Annotated in this window: 11 protein-coding genes; 10 read left to right on the top strand and 1 reads right to left on the bottom strand. The window is 62.3% G+C overall.

Going from position 1 to position 16,299, the window contains the following annotated elements; genetic code table 11:
• Positions 1-52 precede the first annotated feature (52 nt).
• The 3 genes from aroQ to accC are packed head-to-tail and all read left to right on the top strand — an operon-like array spanning position 53 to position 2,390.
• On the top strand, positions 53-505 hold the full coding sequence (gene aroQ / locus BLU76_RS09435) for a type II 3-dehydroquinate dehydratase (protein ID WP_063323112.1): 453 nt from the start codon (positions 53-55) through the stop codon (positions 503-505).
• A gap of 47 nt (positions 506-552) precedes the next feature.
• Positions 553-1,017, top strand: coding sequence for an acetyl-CoA carboxylase biotin carboxyl carrier protein (gene accB, locus BLU76_RS09430; protein ID WP_003197423.1), 465 nt, complete (start codon positions 553-555; stop codon positions 1,015-1,017).
• A gap of 17 nt (positions 1,018-1,034) precedes the next feature.
• Positions 1,035-2,390 (top strand): acetyl-CoA carboxylase biotin carboxylase subunit, encoded by a 1,356-nt coding sequence (gene accC, locus BLU76_RS09425; protein WP_003197421.1) that lies wholly within the window; start codon positions 1,035-1,037, stop codon positions 2,388-2,390.
• Between the two features lie 81 nt (positions 2,391-2,471).
• On the opposite strand, the gene BLU76_RS09420 is transcribed toward accC, so the two are convergent.
• Positions 2,472-6,440, bottom strand: coding sequence for a DUF6543 domain-containing protein (locus BLU76_RS09420; RefSeq protein ID WP_092222512.1), 3,969 nt, complete (start codon positions 6,438-6,440; stop codon positions 2,472-2,474).
• Between the two features lie 193 nt (positions 6,441-6,633).
• Here BLU76_RS09420 and prmA point away from each other — a divergent pair, with 193 nt between their 5' ends.
• The 7 genes from prmA (at position 6,634) to BLU76_RS09385 (ending at position 16,295) form a co-directional block, all read left to right on the top strand.
• Entirely contained in the window at positions 6,634-7,512 is an 879-nt protein-coding gene (gene prmA / locus BLU76_RS09415) for a 50S ribosomal protein L11 methyltransferase (RefSeq protein ID WP_092147072.1), read from the top strand.
• A 30-nt stretch (positions 7,513-7,542) separates the two neighbouring features.
• The gene (locus BLU76_RS09410; protein WP_092222510.1) at positions 7,543-8,769 is read left to right on the top strand and encodes a DUF3426 domain-containing protein; all 1,227 of its coding nucleotides are present in this window, start codon (positions 7,543-7,545) and stop codon (positions 8,767-8,769) included.
• Positions 8,770-8,954: 185 nt separating this feature from the next.
• A complete protein-coding gene (dusB, locus tag BLU76_RS09405; RefSeq protein ID WP_092147068.1) occupies positions 8,955-9,962 on the top strand; it encodes a tRNA dihydrouridine synthase DusB in 1,008 nt (335 codons plus the stop codon).
• Positions 9,959-10,279: a DNA-binding transcriptional regulator Fis gene (gene fis, locus BLU76_RS09400; RefSeq protein ID WP_003186237.1), complete on the top strand. Its 321-nt coding sequence runs from the start codon at positions 9,959-9,961 to the stop codon at positions 10,277-10,279. The genes dusB and fis overlap by 4 nt, the downstream gene beginning before the upstream one ends.
• 83 nt (positions 10,280-10,362) lie before the next feature.
• Complete coding sequence (gene purH / locus BLU76_RS09395) at positions 10,363-11,970, top strand: bifunctional phosphoribosylaminoimidazolecarboxamide formyltransferase/IMP cyclohydrolase (protein WP_063323116.1); 1,608 nt, start codon at positions 10,363-10,365, stop codon at positions 11,968-11,970.
• Between the two features lie 140 nt (positions 11,971-12,110).
• Positions 12,111-13,406 (top strand): phosphoribosylamine--glycine ligase, encoded by a 1,296-nt coding sequence (purD, locus tag BLU76_RS09390; RefSeq protein ID WP_063323117.1) that lies wholly within the window; start codon positions 12,111-12,113, stop codon positions 13,404-13,406.
• A gap of 99 nt (positions 13,407-13,505) precedes the next feature.
• The gene (locus tag BLU76_RS09385; RefSeq protein ID WP_063323118.1) at positions 13,506-16,295 is read left to right on the top strand and encodes a hybrid sensor histidine kinase/response regulator; all 2,790 of its coding nucleotides are present in this window, start codon (positions 13,506-13,508) and stop codon (positions 16,293-16,295) included.
• The last annotated feature ends 4 nt before the right edge of the window (positions 16,296-16,299 follow it).

Genomic DNA, 16,299 nt, shown 5'->3' with positions numbered 1-16,299 from the left:
CGGCATAGTCGCCAGGTTCTGATACCTGCTCACAGATAACAAGGAACAGCAGATGGCGACCCTATTGGTCCTGCATGGACCCAACCTGAACCTGCTGGGCACCCGTGAACCGGGCGTCTATGGCGCCGTGACACTGGCCCAGATCAACCAGGACCTGGAACAGCGGGCCCGCGCCGCCGGCCATCATTTGCTCTATCTGCAAAGCAACGCCGAATATGAATTGATCGACCGTATCCATGCCGCGCGTGGCGAAGGCGTGGACTTCATTTTGATCAATCCAGCAGCTTTTACACACACAAGCGTCGCATTACGTGACGCGCTGCTGGCGGTGAGCATCCCATTCATCGAAGTGCATTTGTCTAACGTGCACAAACGCGAACCTTTCCGCCATCACTCTTACTTCTCCGATGTAGCGGTGGGAGTGATCTGCGGCCTTGGCGCCAGCGGTTACCGACTGGCCCTGGAGGCCGCTCTAGAGCAGCTTGAAAGACAGGCGACAGCTTGAAAACAAGCGTTAAACGCCCCTGACCGACCCTTGGGAGTTGATGATTCATGGATATCCGTAAAGTTAAGAAATTGATCGAATTGCTGGAAGAGTCCGGCATCGACGAGCTTGAGATCAAGGAAGGCGAAGAGTCCGTACGCATCAGCCGCCACAGCAAGACCCCGGCCCAGCAGTTCTATGCACCGGCACCGATGCATGCTCCAGCCGCCGCGCCTGCTCCAGCAGCAGCGCCGGTTGCCGCAGCCGCGCCCGCCGCACCGGCTGCGCCAGCGCTCAACGGCACTGTTGCCCGTTCGCCAATGGTGGGCACGTTCTATCGCAAGTCTTCGCCATCCTCGCCGTCCTTCGTTGAAGTCGGCCAGACCGTGAAGAAAGGCGACACCCTGTGCATCGTCGAAGCCATGAAGATGATGAACCACATCGAAGCTGAAACCAGCGGTGTGATCGAGTCCATCCTCGTCGAAGACGGCCAGCCGGTTGAGTACGACCAACCGCTGTTCACCATCGTTTGAACCGCGGAGAGCCTTTGATGACTGCGAAGTTGGAAAAAGTTCTGATCGCTAACCGCGGTGAGATCGCCCTGCGGATTCTGCGTGCCTGCAAAGAGATGGGCATCAAGACCGTCGCCGTTTACTCCAAGGCCGACAAAGAACTGATGCACCTGGGCCTGGCAGACGAATCCGTCTGCATCGGTCCGGCGTCGGCTGCGCACTCCTACCTGCACATCCCGGCGATCATCGCCGCTGCCGAAGTGACCGGCGCCACCGCCATTCACCCAGGCTACGGTTTCCTGGCGGAAAACGCCGACTTCGCCGAACAGGTCGAAAACTCCGGTTTTGCCTTCATTGGTCCGAAAGCCGACACCATCCGCCTGATGGGCGACAAGGTTTCGGCCAAACACGCCATGATCGCTGCGGGCGTGCCAACCGTTCCGGGTTCCGACGGCCCGCTGCCTGAAGACGAAGAAACCGCTTTGCGCATCGGTCGCGAAGTTGGTTATCCGGTGATCATCAAGGCCGCTGGCGGCGGCGGTGGTCGTGGCATGCGCGTGGTACACAAGGAAGAAGACCTGATTTCCTCGGCGAAACTGACCCGCTCCGAAGCGGGCGCAGCGTTTGGCAACCCGATGGTCTACCTGGAAAAATTCCTGACCAACCCACGCCACGTCGAAGTCCAGGTGCTGTCCGACGGGCAGGGCCATGCGATCCATTTGGGCGACCGCGATTGCTCGCTGCAACGTCGTCACCAGAAAGTCCTCGAAGAAGCGCCGGCACCGGGCATCGACGAGCAGGCTCGCGAGGAAGTCCTGGCGCGTTGCGTCAAGGCCTGCATCGACATCGGCTATCGCGGCGCCGGCACCTTCGAGTTCCTGTACGAGAACGGTCGTTTCTACTTCATCGAAATGAACACCCGTGTTCAGGTGGAGCACCCGGTTTCGGAAATGGTCACGGGTATCGACATCGTCAAGGAGATGCTCAGCATCGCCGCCGGCAACAAGCTGTCGTTTACCCAGGATGACGTGGTCATCCGCGGTCACGCACTGGAATGCCGGATCAACGCCGAAGACCCGAAAACCTTCATGCCAAGCCCAGGCACGGTCAAGCATTTCCATGCCCCGGGCGGCAATGGCGTTCGCGTCGATTCGCACCTGTACAGCGGTTATGCCGTTCCGCCGAACTACGATTCGTTGATCGGCAAGCTGATCACCTACGGGGCGACCCGTGACGAAGCCATGGCGCGCATGCGCAATGCGCTGGACGAAATCGTGGTCGACGGGATCAAGACCAACATCCCGCTGCACCGCGACCTCGTACGCGACGAAGGCTTCTGCAAAGGCGGCGTCAACATCCATTACCTGGAACACAAGCTGGGCAACCAGCACTGATATTCCAAGTGGTGTGAAAAGACCCCGGTCCATTGGCCGGGGTCTTTTTTTGCCTGTTCTTCAAGATGACAATCCAGTGGATCAGCTCAGCGCCACCGTAGGGAACGCGTGGGCTTCGATCTGCGCCGCAGTCGCTGGCCGCCCCTGCGGAGTGAGCACGGCACCACTGGCATTGGCCACCAGCGGCTCGCTGCGCACGCGCGTCATGAACCCACGGGCCCGCACCGACACCGGATCAGAACCCTGTTTCGCCCTCGCCAGCACCGGTATGTAGTAGCGTTCGACCTGAGTGCGTGACGTCTTGAAAACCGACGTCACGCCATTGCGCAAATCCAGCGACACACCATAGGTATTGCCGAAGCAGGACGAATACGACCAGTGATCCCAGGTGGGCCGCAGCCCCTGGCGCCGCATCGCCGACCTGACCCGCCCGCCGATGTCCGCCCCCGTCAACCAGTCGCCACCCACCAGGGTCGAACGAATATCCTTTGCGCTGGCTCCCAAGCGTTGCGTCACGTCCCGGAGGCTGCGCTCGATCAGCGCGCGGATATTGTGATCGAAATGGATCACTGCCCCTGTCTTGGTGGCCGGGTTATACAACGACGCGATCACGCACGTCTGCGCGTTCAGGGAGAACAGATAGTTGTCCGCCGCGGCCTCGCTGAACCTTGCCACCACAGCCTCGCCCTGCAACGCCCCCCTTGATACGTCCGGAAAGACATGGGCGGGAAACGCCTCCCGCAGATCGCTCACTCGGCCGAGGACAAGCACTTGATCATTGCCTCCTTTCAAGCCGACATCGTTGTGTACCCACTTGCCCTTCCCCACCCTGCGGATAGGCAGGTTGTACAAGGCACCGGGGCGACTGGCATCCACCAGGCACAAACCACCGAAGTAAGGGTCTTCCTTCACCTGGTAGTACTTGCCTTTACTGCGGATGTAATAAGTAGTGTGTGGCTGCGATGCGCTGGACGGGCTGCGATAGGTGCCCTCAAAGAGGCTCTCCCCGGTTACCAGCTCCAGATTCTCAGGCGCTTTGCCAACTGCCTGTTTCGGCTTGAAATGTATGGGCTGGATGACTGGCCCGGTCTCTTTGGCAATCAGCGGCGTCACGCGTCTCAAGCGCTGCTCGGACAGTGACACAGGCTTCACGACAAGCTTCAGGCTCCTGGCTGCCCGCCCCAGTAGCGGAGCAAGGGTCCCGCCCCCCAAGGCTGCGAACAACAGGCCCCAGGAAGCCATCAACCAGTGGCCCAACGCACGATCCGTGTCGCCCTGCCCATGCGCCTCGGCGGCCTGTTTGACGCTGACGGCAATGAAGGCGACATCCAGCAGCAAGGCGAAGGGCGGATAAACCAGGCACACGGGAGCCGATGCAAACAGCAGCCCCTTGATGACCTGCCGCCTGATCACCTCGGCGCGACTCTTGGTGACGTCTTCCACATCGCTGATGGCGCGCTCGATGTAGGCATCGAACTCCGCCTGGATATCGTTCACTCGATTGAACTCGCGCAATGTGTCGACGCCAATGCTCGTCGCCGCCAGCGCCGCCAATGAACGCCTGACCGCCGCGCGGGCGCCGAGGGCAACCCGTTCCAGCACATAGTCATGCAAGCGCGTGGCGACCGCCCCGGAAAAGTCCTGATACCGGCGAAACGTGACACCGTCCGGAGCGTCCGGCGTGTACAGCCAATAGGCGCCCTTCGGGTCGAAGTAGGCAAAGACATAGGCGCCCATCACGATATGGCCGCCGATGGAAAACCTGATCACTCCTTCGCGCTGCACGACGCTCCCCGAATACACCGGACCGGACACCGACACCGACTCACCCAGAAGGGTGACTTGCCGGGTGAGCCACCAGAACTCACTGGCACCCAACTGGGATTTGCCCGTTGCGACACGCAGGTCACGGTCCATCCGGGTCAACAGCAGGTTGCGGTAGGCATTGCGCCGCTGGGCGTATTCCGGGGCACGGACATCAAGAAACCTGCGGCGGACCTGTCGCGCATATTGCTCACCCAGGTATGCCCGCCGGATATAGGACGCAAGCTCCGCACTGCGGACCTGCCCCAGGTCCTGCCCCACCGACGAGCGCACACCTTTTCTGGGATTGTCGATACCCGAGTTGTCGTCATACCCGTGGATGGCAAGCTCCAGCAGGCTGGCGACTTTGGTCTTGCCGTCTGCCAAGCCCGGGTTGTAGTCGATGAGCACCGTCGCAGGATCGACCGGTGCCTGCACGCCCTTGCTGCGCATGTAAGGCGCAATCGCCTGCGTGACGATACGCTTGGCGAAATCCACGAAGACTTCGTAACCCACCAACTGCTGATTGAACACCTGCTGATGGACCACCAGCTCCTGACTCAAGGTGCTGATGTTTCGCCGCGCATCGAGCGGCAGGGCGGCGTACCAGCGGGGCGATTCGTCCAGTTCCACTTGCGCCAGGTTGTTGTCCAGGCCCCTTGCTACGATGTCTTCAAGGCATGCCCTGAAACCTTCCACCGCGCCCCTGGGATCCTGGCTTGAATCCCATGTCGCCGGCTTGTCTGCCACGCGGGTAAAGTACTCCCGGGCCACGCTTCGGTCCGCTGGAGAAATCCGTTGCAGCAGGTACTCGCGGCCGGCTTCGCTGCGGGTCCAGGCACCTATCTCCACACTCACGGCCCAAAGCGAGGGCAATTCGATCCACTCCTGGCCATCCGGCTTGTCGGGGGCGTACAGCAGCAGGTCGCCTTGCAGGTCCTGGCGATGGAACAGGAGAAAGTCGGCACACTTCAACGCGTTTGGAAGTACCAGGTAACTGACCCGTAGAACGCCGACGGACGATGCCGAAGCCTCGCCCTCCCATAGCGCCTTGACGGCCTCATGGTTGGCCACCGTCAAGTGACCCGCACAGCGGGCAATGAACGCACTTTGCTGCAAGCGTGCCGTGAACCAATCGAGCATGGCGTCTTTCAGATCCCCTCGGCCATACCGCTCGACCAATGCCTGCCGGTACCCGGCCGGGGCATCGAGCTCTGCCAGCATTTGGCTGATGAACGCCGGGGAAAGCGGCTGGTTACGCAGCATGGCGCCGTTTTCCACCAGGAACACCGACACGGCGTCCGGCCTGACTGGACCGGCCGCCAGCAGCTCGCTCAGGCTGCGGGTTTGCACCGGCTGCCCCATTACACTTCGCCATTGCAACTGCACTCGAATGCTGTCCGGCTCGACCTCCATGTCCCGTTCACGTCGGACATAGTCCTTGGCCAGGTGCCGGGCAAAAGCCTGCAGCGAAGCCAGGCCATCGAGCAGCCCATCCAGCAACGCCTGGGCCTGGGTAGTCTGGTCCTGGAAAGCCTTCAGCTTTTTACGATCAACTTCGCCTAGCCCTCGCAACCAATCAGGCAACTGCAAACGCGCGATGGCCTCGAGGTCTTGACGCTCCTGCGTCGTCGCCAATGCGGTCAATTGACTCATCTGCCGCCAGCGGTGCTGGAGCGCTTCGATTTTCTCCCTGAGCTCATCGCTCCCCTGGCCCTCCAGCGGACCAGGCTGGAACAGCAGTTCGACTGCAGCCATGTGCTCATCGAGCTTGTGCCCGAGCAGCGCTTCAAGCGAGGCGTCGCGCTCCGCCATTCGCCAATGACGTCGCAAATAGTCTTTGTAGTGATAAATAAAACCCGAGGCGACACTCTCCACCGCCTGGACGATAACCGCCTGGCGCTCAGTCGGGAAACCCAGGTCAGCCCCGTCCGGCCAGCGATAGGGCGCATCCTGCTCTTCATCGCTAACCAGTGGTTTCTGATCGATCATGCGCTGCAACACCGTGTCGAGCAGGGTGTCAATGAAGTGAGGATCGATGTTGCCTTGGTGATAATGGGTGCGCAGCTCGACCAGCAGGTACTCCTCCAGTACCTCCAGCAAGCTCATCTGGGTTTGCAGTCGCGCGTCGATAGCCACCTGCCAACGCGTCAATCTCTCCAGGGTCATTTGTACAGTCGCCGCCTGCGGGGAAGAGACCGACCCCGTGCGCGCCATGTTGCTTTGCCGTTCGGCAGTGATGTCCATACACATTCCTCCCTGCTGTGTGGACCGGCACCTTATCCGCCCGGCGATACGCCCATGGCATACATATATATATCGAAACACCCACCCGGATGGCGCGAGACTCGCTTATCCACTTTGGCGGCGACCTGGCGTACACTGCGCGCCTTTGCAGCCCTGCGCTGCCCCCTGTAGATTTTTTCCAAAGGTGCCCGCCATGCCTTGGCTGCAAGTACGTCTGGCCATCAGCCCGGAACAAGCCGAAACCTACGAAGACGCGTTTCTTGAAGTAGGCGCCGTATCGGTAACCTTCATGGACGCCGAAGACCAGCCGATCTTCGAGCCGGAGCTCAACACCACCCCGCTGTGGTCCCACACCCACCTGCTGGCCCTGTTCGAAGGCGGCACCGAGGCGGCCAGCGTGCTGGCCCACCTCGAGCTGCTGACCGGCAGCCCGCTGCCCGAGCATCACAGCGAAGTGATCGAGGACCAGGACTGGGAACGCAGCTGGATGGACAATTTCCAGCCGATGCGTTTCGGCCAGCGCCTGTGGATCGTCCCGAGCTGGCACGCCGCGCCAGAGCCGGACGCAGTCAACCTGCTGCTGGATCCGGGCCTGGCGTTCGGCACCGGCACCCACCCGACCACCGCACTGTGCCTGGAATGGCTCGACGGCCAGGACCTGAAGGGCTGCAACGTACTCGACTTCGGCTGCGGTTCGGGGATCCTGGCGATTGCCGCGCTGCTGTTGGGCGCCAGGGAAGCGGTAGGCACCGACATCGACGTCCAGGCCCTGGAAGCGTCCCGCGACAACGCCGGGCGAAACAACATTGCCGAAGCATCGTTCCCGCTGTACTTGCCGCAGGACTTGCCACAGGTCCAGGCCGACGTCCTGGTGGCCAACATCCTCGCCGGCCCGCTGGTGTCCCTGGCGCCGCAACTGTCGAGCCTGGTCAAGCCGGGCGGACGCCTGGCACTGTCAGGCATCTTGGCCGAACAGGGTGAAGAAGTCGCCGCCGCTTATGCCGCGGACTTTGACCTGGACCCGATCGCCAATCGCGATGGCTGGGTGCGCATCACCGGACGTCGGCGCTAGAATGACCGCCTGTATCCACCGGATTGCCGCATGACTGACAGTTTCGTCACCCAGTGCCCGCATTGCCATACCCGTTTTCGCGTCAGCCATGCTCAATTGAGCGTGGCCCGCGGGGTGGTTCGTTGCGGCTCGTGCCTGCAAGTGTTCAATGCCGCACGACAGTTGCTGGAACAACGCACTGCCAAACAAGCGGCGCCTGCCGTCGTGCCGACCTCCAAGCCTGCGGTCGAAGCCCCGCCCCGGGCGATCAGCCAGAAACAATGGAGCGCTGCCGAGCTGGATCTGGATGATCTGGACAAGGAACTGGCGCGCCTGGAGCGGCGCGACAATCGCGCGCCAGGAAATACCGGCCGGCGCCGGGAAGACAACCTCAGCGCGCAACGCGACTCGCTCTCCAGCGAACAGCAAGCCTGGCCCGACAGCCTGTACAGCGAATCTTCCAGCGAGCGCGCCGAAGCCGTCCTCCAGGACACCATCGAACCGTTCGAACCCCACGAGCCGGCCCGACCACCGCGCACTGAGCCGTCGCTATCCCTGGCCCTTGAACCACTGGAACCGGACGACGAGCCTGCCGCCCCTCTCCACCTGGCGCCGGACGACGAGCCCGACGAACACCTCGAGCGCCTGTCCGCCACCGACGACCACGACGACGAACCCGAGCAGTTGGCACCGTTGCGCAAGTCACGGGAACGCCAGGAGCCGGGGATACGCGCCGAAGCCCTCCACGACCTGGACGACGACCCGTTGCAACTGGACTGGCGCAAACGCCGCTCGCCCTGGGGCCGACGCTTGTTGTGGGGCCTGCTGATACTGCTCGCCAGCGCGGCCCTGGGCGGCCAGTACATCGCCTACCATTTCGAAGAACTGGCCCGCCAGGACCAGTACCGGCCGTGGTTCCTGCAAATCTGTCCGACCATCGGCTGCGAAGTACCGTCCAAGGTCGACATCGCCAAGATCAAGAGCAGCAACCTGGTGGTGCGCAGCCATCCGGAGTTCAGCGGTGCCCTGGTGGTGGACGCGATCATCTACAACCGTGCGCCCTTCTCCCAACCTTTTCCGTTGCTGGAACTGCGCTTTGCCGACCTCAACGGACACCTGATCGCCAGCCGTCGCTTCAAGCCCGGCGAGTACCTGGGTGGCGACCTTGAGGACCGCGGCGAAATGCCGCCCCAGACGCCCATTCACATCGCGCTGGATATCCTGGACCCTGGCCCCAAAGCGGTGAACTACAGTCTGAGCTTCCATTCCCCGGAATGAAGCCGGCCAGGGTCGGCCAATTGACGGCAACTTTCTGACTGACCCTACCCGGACCAAACCGCTGGCGATAACAAAATAGCTGTTCAGATTTTATCCAATTCGATCTTTATCCAGTCATCGAGAGCGGGTATCATGCCAACCCTTTTTCGAAGTCTCATGATCCGACCCCACTTCAGGGAAGTCCTATGTCGGCGGTACGCATCGGCCCATATACATTGCAGAACGGCCTGATTCTCGCCCCTATGGCGGGGGTCACCGACCAGCCCTTTCGTCAGCTGTGCAAGCGACTGGGTGCAGGATTGGTGGTTTCGGAAATGGTCACCAGCGACATGAGTTTGTGGAACACCCGCAAATCGCGTCTGCGCATGATCCACGAAGGTGATCCCGAGCCCCGCTCGGTACAGATCGCCGGTGGCGACGCACAGATGCTGGCGGAAGCGGCCCGGGCGAACGTCGAGCTGGGGGCGCAGATCATCGACATCAACATGGGTTGCCCGGCAAAAAAAGTCTGCAACAAGGCCGCAGGCTCGGCACTGTTGAAAGATGAAGCACTGGTCACCGAGATCCTGCAGGCGGTCGTCGCCGCGGTCGATGTGCCGGTGACCCTGAAGATCCGCACCGGGTGGGACCGGGAGAACAAGAATGGCCTGGTGGTGGCGAAGATCGCCGAACAGGCGGGCATCACGGCGCTGGCGGTCCACGGCCGCACCCGTGCCGACCTGTACACCGGCGACGCCGAGTACGACACCATCGCCGCGATCAAGCAGGCGGTGTCGATTCCGGTGTTTGCCAATGGCGACATCGATTCGCCCGAGAAGGCCCGGTACGTGCTCGACGCGACCGGTGCCGATGGCCTGTTGATCGGCCGGGCCGCCCAGGGGCGGCCATGGATTTTTCGTGAGATCGAACACTTCCTGCGCACGGGCGAAAAGCTCGCGGCGCCGCAGTTGTCCGAGGTGGAACGTATTCTGCTAGAGCATCTGGCCGCGCTACATGCCTTCTACGGAGAAGTCATGGGCGTACGCATCGCTCGCAAGCATGTGGGCTGGTATCTCGCAACCCTGCCGGGCGCCAGGGAGTTTCGCGCCCGTTTCAATCGTTTGGATGGTACGCAAGCACAATGCGCCGACGTTCAGGCGTTCTTCGCTGAGCGTTACAAGAGCCTGACAGGGGACGAAGGGGTGGCCGCATGACGATGATGACCGAGACTTTAGTGAGTGGAACAACACCCGTGAGCGACAACGTGAATTTGAAACAGCACCTCAATACGCCCAGCGAAGAAGGCCAGACCCTTCGCGGGAGTGTCGAGAAGGCGCTGCACAATTATTTCGCCCACCTTGAGGGCGCTGCCGTCACGGATGTGTACAACCTGGTGCTTTCCGAAGTCGAGGCGCCTCTGCTCGAAAGCGTGATGAACTACGTCAAGGGCAACCAGACCAAAGCCAGTGAGCTGCTGGGCCTGAACCGCGGCACCCTGCGCAAGAAACTCAAGCAGTACGATCTGCTGTAAGCATTCAATCAAACCAGAAAGGCGCCCGCGTAAAAAACGGTCGCCTTTTTTGCTGACTTCCCTTGCTTTTGATGGAAATTGAAATGACCGACCAGACCACCCGCCTGCCGATCCGCCGCGCCTTGATCAGCGTCTCCGACAAGACCGGGATCCTCGAATTCGCCCGCGAGCTGCAACAGCTGGGCGTCGAGATTCTCTCCACCGGCGGGACCTTCAAGCTGCTGCAGGACAACGGCGTCGCCGCAGTGGAAGTCGCGGACTACACCGGTTTTGCAGAAATGATGGACGGTCGGGTCAAGACCCTGCACCCGAAAATCCACGGCGGGATCCTGGGCCGTCGCGGCATCGACGACGCCATCATGAACGAACACGGCATCAAGCCGATCGACCTGGTAGCGGTCAACCTCTACCCGTTCGAAGCCACCATCAACAAGCCCGGCTGCGACCTGCCGACTGCCATCGAGAACATCGACATCGGCGGCCCGACCATGGTCCGCTCGGCGGCCAAGAACCACAAGGACGTGGCCATCGTGGTCAACGCCAGCGACTACGCCAGCGTGCTGGAAAACCTCAAGGCCGGCGGCCTGACCTACGCCCAGCGTTTCGACCTGATGCTCAAGGCCTTCGAACACACCGCCGCCTACGACGGCATGATCGCCAACTATATGGGCACCGTGAACCAGGCCGCTGAAACCCTGTCGACCGAAGGCCGCAGCGAATTCCCGCGCACCTTCAACACCCAGTTCGTCAAGGCCCAGGAAATGCGCTACGGCGAGAACCCGCACCAGAGCGCGGCGTTCTACGTGGAAGCCAAGCCTGCCGAAGTCGGCATTGCCACCGCCACCCAGTTGCAGGGCAAGGAACTGTCGTTCAACAACGTGGCCGACACCGACGCCGCGCTGGAATGCGTGAAGAGCTTCGTCAAGCCCGCCTGCGTGATCGTCAAGCACGCCAACCCGTGCGGCGTGGCGGTGAGCCCGGACGCCGAGGGCGGCATCCGCCAGGCCTACGAACTGGCCTACGCCACCGACACCGAATCGGCCTTCGGCGGCATCATCGCCTTCAACCGTGAGCTGGACGCCGCGACCGCCAAGGCCATCGTCGAGCGCCAGTTCGTCGAAGTGATCATCGCCCCTTCGGTCACTGAAGAAGCCCGCGCCATCGTTGCCGCCAAGGCCAACGTTCGCCTGCTGGCCTGCGGCCAATGGTCGGCCGACCGTGTGCCGGCCTGGGACTACAAGCGCGTCAATGGCGGCCTGCTGGTCCAGAGCCGCGACATTGGCATGATCGGCAGCGAAGACTTGAAAGTAGTGACCAAGCGCGCCCCGAGCGAGCAGGAAATCAACGACCTGATCTTCGCCTGGAAAGTCGCCAAGTACGTAAAATCCAACGCCATCGTCTACGCCAAGAACCGCCAGACCATCGGTGTCGGCGCCGGCCAGATGAGCCGCGTGAACTCGGCCCGCATCGCCGCCATCAAGGCTGAGCACGCCGGCTTGCAGGTACAAGGCGCGGTCATGGCCTCCGATGCGTTCTTCCCGTTCCGCGACGGCATCGACAACGCGGCCAAGGTCGGCATCACCGCCGTGATCCAGCCGGGTGGTTCGATGCGTGACAACGAAGTGATCGCCGCTGCTGATGAGGCAGGGATTGCGATGGTATTCACCGGCATGCGCCACTTCCGTCACTAATTTGCTTGATCGTACCCACGCTCTGCGTGGGCACGCAGCCCGGGACGCTCTGCGTCCCTGGACGCAGAGCGTCCGTAGAGGCATTCCCACGCAGAGCGTGGGAACGATCAGCCCCATCAGCGTCATCCGAGGTTTTTGAAATGAATGTTTTGATCATTGGCAGCGGTGGCCGCGAACACGCCCTGGCCTGGAAAGTGGCCCAGGATCCACGCGTGCAGAAGGTTTTCGTGGCACCGGGCAATGCCGGCACCGCCATCGAAGCCAAATGCGAAAACGTCGCCATCGACGTGCTGGCCCTGGAACAACTGGCCGACTTCGCCGAGAAGAACGTCTCGCTGACCATCGTCGGCCCGGAAGTGCCGCTGGTCGCCGGCGTGGTCGATCTGTTCCGCTCCCGTGGCCTGGACTGCTTCGGCCCGACCGCCGGTGCCGCGCAGTTGGAAGGCTCGAAAGCGTTCACCAAGGATTTCCTGGCGCGTCACAAGATCCCGACCGCCGACTACCAGAACTTCACCGAAATCGAACCGGCCCTGGCGTACCTGCGCGAGAAAGGCGCACCGATCGTGATCAAGGCCGACGGCCTGGCTGCCGGTAAAGGTGTGATCGTTGCCATGACCCTGGCCGAAGCCGAAGACGCCGTGCGCGACATGCTCGCCGGCAACGCCTTCGGTGACGCCGGTTCCCGCGTGGTGATCGAAGAGTTCCTCGACGGCGAGGAAGCCAGCTTCATCGTTATGGTCGATGGCAAGAACGTCCTGCCAATGGCCACCAGCCAGGACCACAAGCGTGTCGGCGACGGCGACAGCGGCCCGAACACCGGCGGCATGGGTGCCTACTCCCCGGCCCCGGTGGTGACCGCCCAAGTACACCAGCGCGTCATGGACCAGGTGATCTGGCCGACCGTGCGCGGCATGGCCGAGGAAGGCAACGTCTACACCGGCTTCCTCTATGCCGGCCTGATGATCGACAAGGCTGGTAACCCAAAAGTCATCGAATTCAACTGCCGTTTCGGCGATCCTGAGACCCAGCCGGTGATGCTGCGCCTGCAATCGAGCCTGGTCCTGCTGGTCGAGGCCGCACTGGCCCAGGCACTGGACAAGGTCGAAGCCCAATGGGACCCGCGCCCAAGCGTCGGTGTCGTATTGGCGGCTGGCGGTTACCCCGGCGACTACGCCAAGGGTAGCGCGATCCAGGGCCTGGATGCCGCAGCCCGCCTGGAAGGCAAGGTCTTCCATGCAGGCACGGCGTTGAAGGACGGGCAAGTGGTCACCGCCGGCGGTCGCGTGCTTTGCGCCACCGCCATGGGCGCCAGTGTCGACGAAGCTCAGCAGCAGGCCTACAAGCTTGCCGCCGAGATCGACTGGGAAGGTTGCTTCTACCGCAAGGACATTGGCTACCGCGCCATTGCCCGCGAGCGTGGCGAAAATCTGGAATAACCCAGCCATTCAGCCAGGCAAGGGTCTTCGGCCCTTGCCTGACTGTTCCGGCGCCGCGCATAGTTATACTCTGGCATCAACCTACGAAGGGATTTCGCCGTGCGCTGGCTCAGGATTGCCATAGGCCTTACCGTCACCTTGCTGACGTTGCTCTGCATGCTCCCGGCCCAGGCCGCGCCAGGCAGTGGCTGGGCCGTATTGCTCGACGAACAGGGCGACCTGACGCTGAGCGACATCCGTTCTGCCCGCTACACCAATCAATTCAGCCCCATCGACCTGGACCGTCTCCAGGCCGCCGAGCCCGGCGGGGCATTGTGGTTGCGTTTCCGCCTGGCCCCCGACCGGCATGAACAGATCCTGCGCATCTTCGCGCCCGACCTGTCGCGCCTGAACCTCTACGTGCTGGACGGCGATACCCTGGTTGACCAGCAAGTCAGCGGCAATGCCACGCCGCACACCGAACCTGCGGTCCCCAGCAACGATTTGATGCTGCCCCTGCCACGCAGCGACAAATCGCTGGACGTCTACCTGCGGCTGTCCTCGCGCCATGAACTGCGCCCCTACATCACCTTGCAATCGGCAGTCGTGGCCGCGGCCGATCAGAACCAGACACTGATCTATGGGTTGCTGTTCGGCTGCATCGCCATGCTGGTGCTGCATAACCTTACCCGCTACGCCTACACCCGTTCACGCAGTTGCCTGTGGCTGGCAGCCTGTGAAGGACTGCTGATGCTCAGCCTGGCGCTGTTGCTGAATCTGGCCGGAGCCTGGCTGCCCGACTGGCCAGCCGTCCAGACGCCCGGAGCCTACCTGGCCTTGTTGCTGACGGCGCCCTGCGGCCTGATGTTCGCCTACCGTTTCTTCGCGCCCCTGGGGCCGCACCCATTGAATCGGCTGCTGCTGGGGGACATCGTGCTCGTCATGCTGTGCAGCCTGTTGCTGTTGTTCGTCAATACGTTGCCGCTCAATATCATGACCTATGCCCTCGTGGCCCTGGCCGGCCTGAGCATGCTGCTCGTCAGCGCCTGGCACTGGCAAAAGGGCTACCGCCCAGCCCGGCTGTTCGTCGCGGCCATGGTGGTCTTCAACCTGGGCACGCTGATCATCCTTCCGGCACTGCAAGGGCTCACGGAGGTTCCTCCCCAGGGCTTGATCATCACCCTGCTGATCTTCATCTGCATCAGCGGCCTGTTGATGAGTGTCGCCCTGGGCGAGCGCCAGCGCTCGATCAACGAAAGCCGGTTCAGCATCAGCCGCGACCTGGCGGCGAGCAATGCCGAGATCAATGCCAAGGCCGAGTTCCTGGCCAAGATCAGCCACGAGATCCGCACCCCGATGAACGGCGTGCTGGGCATGACCGAACTGCTGCTGGGCACGCCGTTGTCGGTCAAGCAACGCGACTACGTGCAGACGATCCACAGCGCCGGCAATGAGCTGCTGACCCTGATCAACGAGATCCTCGACATCTCCCGGCTCGAATCCGGGCAGATCGAACTGGACGACGTGCAGTTCGACCTCAATGCACTGATCGAGGATTGCCTGAGTATCTTCCGCGCCAAGGCCGAACAGCAGAATGTCGAGCTGATCAGTTTCATCCAGCCCCAGGTGCCGCGAGTGATCAGCGGTGACCCGACGCGACTGCGCCAGGCGCTGCTGAGCCTGCTGGAAAACGCCCTGAAGAAAACCGACGAGGGCGAAGTGCTGATCGTCGTCGCCCTCGACGAGCGCAGCAATCAGCCGCGCCTGCGCATCGCCGTGCAGGACAGCGGGACGCCGATGGACGCCGAAGAGCGCGACACGCTGATGCACGCCGAGCTGCATAGCAAGAATTTCCTGTCGGCCACGCGCCTGGGGGGCAACCTGGGCCTGGTCATCGCCCGTCAGTTGATCATCCTGATGCACGGGGAATTCGGTATCAAAAGCGGCAGCAACCAGGGCAGTACCTTGTGGCTGACCTTGCCGCTGGACCCGGATCGCCTCGAACATCCGACTGCCGACCTCGATGGCCCGCTGCAAGGGGCGCGGGTATTGATCGTCGACGACAACGACACCTGCCGCAAAGTACTGGTGCAACAGTGCAGCGCCTGGGGCCTGAACGTCAGTGCCGTGCCATCGGGCAAGGAAGCCCTGGCGCTGCTGCGCACCAAGGCGCACCTGCGCGATTATTTCGACGTGGTGTTGCTGGACCAGAACATGCCAGGCATGACCGGCATGCAACTGGCGGCCAAGATCAAGGAAGACCCGAGCCTGAACCACGACATCCTGTTGATCATGCTCACCGGTATCAGCAATGCACCGAGCAAGATCGTGGCACGCAACAGCGGGGTCAAGCGCATCCTCGCCAAACCGGTGGCCGGCTATACCCTCAAGACCACCCTGGCGGACGAGCTGAACCAGCGCAACCGGGGCCAGGCGACGAATGTACAGGTGAACGCCGGCCCTCCCCTCCCGGTGAAGGTGCCGAGCGATTTCCGCATCCTGGTGGCCGAGGACAACAGCATCTCCACCAAGGTCATCCGCGGCATGCTCGGCAAGCTCAACCTGCAACCCGACACCGCCAGCAACGGCGAGGAAGCCCTCAAGGCCATGAAGGAGCAGCGTTACGACCTGGTCCTGATGGACTGCGAAATGCCGATCCTCGACGGGTTTTCCGCCACCCAGCAATTGCGCGCCTGGGAAATGGGCAACCAGCGGACCCGCACTCCCGTGGTGGCGCTCACCGCCCACATCCTGGCCGAGCACAAGGAACGCGCCCGCCAAGCCGGGATGGACGGGCACATGGCCAAGCCGGTGGAGTTGTCGCAGCTACGCGAGCTGATCGAGCATTGGGTGGCCCAGCGTGACCAGCAGAACCAGACCGTCGCGCATTCGTCCGAGGGCGTCCGCTGACGCC

Source organism: Pseudomonas sp. NFACC08-1, assembly GCF_900106735.1.
GTDB lineage: Bacteria > Pseudomonadota > Gammaproteobacteria > Pseudomonadales > Pseudomonadaceae > Aquipseudomonas > Aquipseudomonas fluorescens_Q.
The sequence above is the reverse complement of the archived record's forward strand: the minus strand, read 5'-3'. Positions and strand labels throughout refer to the sequence as shown.

Excerpts from the sequence above, each read along its gene's own strand:
- aroQ (WP_063323112.1), top strand. The coding sequence starts at position 53 with ATGGCGACCCTATTGGTCCTGCATGGACCCAACCTGAACCTGCTGGGC.
- accB (WP_003197423.1), top strand. The coding sequence starts at position 553 with ATGGATATCCGTAAAGTTAAGAAATTGATCGAATTGCTGGAAGAGTCC.
- accC (WP_003197421.1), top strand. The coding sequence starts at position 1,035 with ATGACTGCGAAGTTGGAAAAAGTTCTGATCGCTAACCGCGGTGAGATC.
- BLU76_RS09420 (WP_092222512.1), bottom strand. The coding sequence starts at position 6,440 with ATGGACATCACTGCCGAACGGCAAAGCAACATGGCGCGCACGGGGTCG.
- prmA (WP_092147072.1), top strand. The coding sequence starts at position 6,634 with ATGCCTTGGCTGCAAGTACGTCTGGCCATCAGCCCGGAACAAGCCGAA.
- BLU76_RS09410 (WP_092222510.1), top strand. The coding sequence starts at position 7,543 with ATGACTGACAGTTTCGTCACCCAGTGCCCGCATTGCCATACCCGTTTT.
- dusB (WP_092147068.1), top strand. The coding sequence starts at position 8,955 with ATGTCGGCGGTACGCATCGGCCCATATACATTGCAGAACGGCCTGATT.
- fis (WP_003186237.1), top strand. The coding sequence starts at position 9,959 with ATGACGATGATGACCGAGACTTTAGTGAGTGGAACAACACCCGTGAGC.
- purH (WP_063323116.1), top strand. The coding sequence starts at position 10,363 with ATGACCGACCAGACCACCCGCCTGCCGATCCGCCGCGCCTTGATCAGC.
- purD (WP_063323117.1), top strand. The coding sequence starts at position 12,111 with ATGAATGTTTTGATCATTGGCAGCGGTGGCCGCGAACACGCCCTGGCC.